The organism is Flavobacterium sp. (assembly GCF_049318325.1).
Classification (GTDB): Bacteria; Bacteroidota; Bacteroidia; order Flavobacteriales; family Flavobacteriaceae; genus Flavobacterium.
The window spans coordinates 1-4,006 of sequence record NZ_JBMOGQ010000176.1; the positions used below are offsets into that span (position 1 = coordinate 1).

General features: G+C 33.7%; 3 protein-coding genes. All 3 read left to right on the top strand.

From position 1 onward, the window contains the following. Positions 1–2,127: DNA translocase FtsK 4TM domain-containing protein (locus tag ACOYLP_RS11205; protein ID WP_422856256.1), on the top strand; the 2,127-nt coding region annotated here is incomplete at its 5' end. 1 nt (position 2,128) lies between these two features. Further along, a complete protein-coding gene (locus tag ACOYLP_RS11210) occupies positions 2,129–2,770 on the top strand; it encodes a LolA family protein (RefSeq protein ID WP_422856257.1) in 642 nt (213 codons plus the stop codon). A 6-nt stretch (positions 2,771–2,776) separates the two neighbouring features. Beyond that, positions 2,777–4,006 (top strand): LptF/LptG family permease (locus ACOYLP_RS11215; RefSeq protein ID WP_422856258.1); only part of this gene is annotated, 1,230 nt, incomplete at its 3' end.

Below are 4,006 nucleotides of genomic sequence, written 5' to 3' on the forward strand. Positions count from 1 at the left end.
CTTTTCTTTTTAAGTGGTGTCTATTTACTTTTAGATTTGCCTATTAAGAGGCTTAAAAATACCTGGTTTTGGGATTTATTTGCCATCATAATCATTTCGATAACATTTGGTTTTTTTGCCACTTCATTACCTGAATTAGGCGGAACCATTGGCTATGAAATCAATCAATATATTCAGGATTATATTGGAAAAACAGGGACATTACTCGGAATCATATTTGCGATTTTTATCTATTTAATTTTTAAAATCAAAATCTCTCCGGATGCGCTTAAAGCGTTCTTCGAAAAAAAGCATAAAGACATTAAAGACAATTTAAACGAATTAACCGTAACCGAAAATGGAGCTGATTACAATCTAGAAGAATTTGCGGTTAAGGAAGATGAAGAGGTGGAAGAACCCACTTTAAAACCTTCTCAATTCGAAATAAATAAAGAAGCCTTAAAGCCAACAATTGAAAAAGCTTCCGAAATCAATTTGGAACCAACAATTAAAACACCCGAGCCAGAACCAGAGATTATAACAACTAATGATGAAGCTTTTGTAATTGAACAAGCAGCAGATGAAGATGTTATAGAAGAAAATTTAGCAGCAAAATTGGTAGCCGACTTTGGTGAATTTGATCCGACCTTAGAATTATCCAACTATAAATTTCCAACTATTGATTTGCTAAAAGAATATACTTCTGTGGGCATTACTATCAATCAGGAAGAGTTAGAAGAAAACAAAAATCGAATTGTAGAAACATTGAAAAACTACAAAATTGATATAGCCCAAATTAAAGCTACGGTTGGTCCTTCGGTTACACTATATGAAATTGTTCCAGAAGCAGGAATTCGTATTTCCAAAATCAAAAGTCTGGAAGACGATATTGCTTTGTCACTGGCCGCTTTAGGCATTCGTATCATTGCTCCTATTCCTGGAAAAGGAACGATTGGTATTGAAGTGCCAAACAAAAATCCGACGATGGTTCCAATGAAAACCGTGATTTCTTCCGCTAAATTCCAAGAAGCCGAAATGGAATTACCCATTGCTTTGGGAAAAACTATTTCTAACGAAACCTTTGTGGTTGACTTGGCAAAAATGCCACACCTTTTGATGGCTGGTGCTACCGGTCAAGGAAAATCTGTTGGATTGAATGCTGTATTGACTTCCTTGTTATACAAAAAACATCCAGCGGAGGTTAAATTTGTATTGGTTGATCCAAAGAAAGTGGAATTAACTCTTTTTAATAAAATTGAACGTCATTATTTAGCAAAACTTCCTGATGATAGTGATGCCATCATTACCGATAACACCAAAGTAATCCTTACTTTAAATTCATTGTGTATTGAAATGGATAACAGGTATTCTTTATTGAAAGATGCTATGGTTAGGAATATCAAAGAATATAATGACAAGTTCAAATCTCGAAAATTAAACCCTGAAAACGGACATCGTTTCCTTCCTTATATTATTTTGGTAGTTGATGAATTTGCCGATTTGATTATGACTGCTGGCAAAGAAGTAGAAACTCCAATTGCCCGTTTGGCTCAGTTAGCCCGTGCTATCGGAATTCATTTGATCATTGCTACTCAACGACCATCAGTGAATGTAATTACAGGGATTATCAAAGCAAATTTCCCAGCACGAATTGCTTTTAGAGTTACTTCTAAAATAGATTCGAGAACTATATTAGATACTCAAGGAGCTGACCAATTGATAGGTCGTGGCGATTTATTATATTCTAATGGTAATGACTTAGTGCGAGTTCAATGTGCATTTGTAGACACACCAGAAGTAGAAAAAATTGTTGATTATATTGGTTCACAAAAAGCCTATGCTAGTGCTTACTCATTACCCGAATATGTTGGTGAAGAAGGCAGTAGTGTAAATTTAGAGTTTGATATTTCAGAAAGAGATAGTTTGTTTAGAGAAGCGGCAGAAATAATTGTAACAGCACAGCAGGGTTCGGCATCATTATTGCAAAGGAAGCTGAAATTAGGCTATAACCGTGCCGGCCGATTGATTGATCAATTAGAAGCTGCCGGAGTTGTAGGTCCATTTGAAGGAAGCAAAGCCAGAAGTGTTAACATTCCTGATTTAGCTTCGTTAGACCAATTCTTTACTAATGAACAAAACAATGATTAAAATGAACAAAATAGCATCGATTGTTATTTTTCTTTTAGTAACTTTTACTACTAATGCTCAAGATAAAAAAGCAAAAGATTTGTTGGACCAAGTAACAACTAAGATTAAATCCCACGGCAATATCATCATCGATTTCAAATACACTCTCAACAATTACAAAGAGAATATCAATAAAGAAAGTAAAGGCAATGTTATTATTCAGGACAATAAATATGTGTTGAATTTTATGGGTGTTACCAAAATATATGACGGTAAAAAAAGCTATACCATAGTCCCTGAAGACGAAGAAGTTACCGTATCTAACTTAACTGAAAAAGATGACAATGCGGTTACACCATCAAAAATGCTTACCTTTTTTAATAGTGGTTACAAATTCAGCTGGGATATTCTTCAGGATGTTAAAGGAAGAAAAATACAGTACATTAAGTTAGTGCCAACCAATGCCAAAGACCAACGAAAAGAAATCTTGTTGGGCATTGATTCCCAAACTAAAAACATTTACAATGTGATTGAAATGGGTAAAAACGGAACTAAAACCACCCTTACTGTTAATTCTTTTAAAACCAATCAGCCATTATCAAAAAATCAGTTTACCTTTGTGTCCAGTAAATATCCAAAATACTACATCAATAAACTAGATTAATTTCGGGTGAAAATACTTGACAAGTACTTATTAAAATCATTCCTCATTACATTTGCTACGGTATTTGTAATTCTATTTTTCATATTCGTTTTACAAGTAGTTTGGCTATTTATTTCTGAATTGGCTGGTAAGGACTTAGACTTTATAATGATTTTAAAGTTCCTTTTGTTCAAAATGCCAAGTATTATTCCACTTGTATTACCATTATCCGTTTTATTGGCTTCCATAATGACTTTTGGAAGTTTTGCCGAGAATTATGAATTTGCCGCAATGAAATCTTCAGGAATATCGTTGCAGCGTTCGATGCGAACCTTAGTTTACTTTATTACTTTTCTTAGTATTGTTGCCTTTTTTTTTGCTAATAATGTAATTCCGTATGCCGAATATAAGTTTATCAACTTCCGTAGAAATATCGCTCAAGTAAAACCTGCAATGGCAATTGCCGAAGGACAATTCAGCCAAATTGGAACTTATAATATTAAGGTTGAGAAAAAATCAGGTGATAATGGCAGGTACCTTAGCGGTGTTACTATTCATAAGTTATCCAACACTAGCGCAGGAAGTAATACCGTAATTAAAGCTAAAAAAGGTGAATTAATAAGCAATGAAAATTCAAACATCTTAAAATTAGTTTTGAAAGACGGAAATTATTATGAAGACATTATTCCAAAAAAATTTGAAGAACGTAATAAAGTTCCCTTTGCCAAAAGTGAATTCAAAACCTATGTTATTAATATTGACTTGTCTAAACTAAACAGTGCAAATTTAGACGAAGAACAAATTACCAATACTAATACAATGCTTACTGTAGGCGAACTAAAATTCACTCTTGATTCCTTACAGAAAAATTACAATAAAGATTTGGTTTCTATTGTTGAAAACATAAGCCTTCGTTCATCTATAACCAATTCAAATTATACAAGCGGTACCAATTTAGCCAAACTTAATACGGGCAACATCTTAGACGGTTTCCCTGAGAGTGATAAAGTACAAATTTTAAGGGTTGCGAGCAGCAATATCGATGCGACTAACTTTACTATGGAAAGTTCACGCTTTGAACTGGATGACAAACAAAAGAATATCAATCTGCATTTGATTGCATTTTATGACAAATTCGTAATTGCTTTTGCTTGTTTATTAATGTTCTTTATCGGTGCGCCTTTGGGGGCAATAATTCGAAAAGGCGGATTAGGATTGCCCATTGTATTTGCTATACTTATTTTTATCATATTCCAC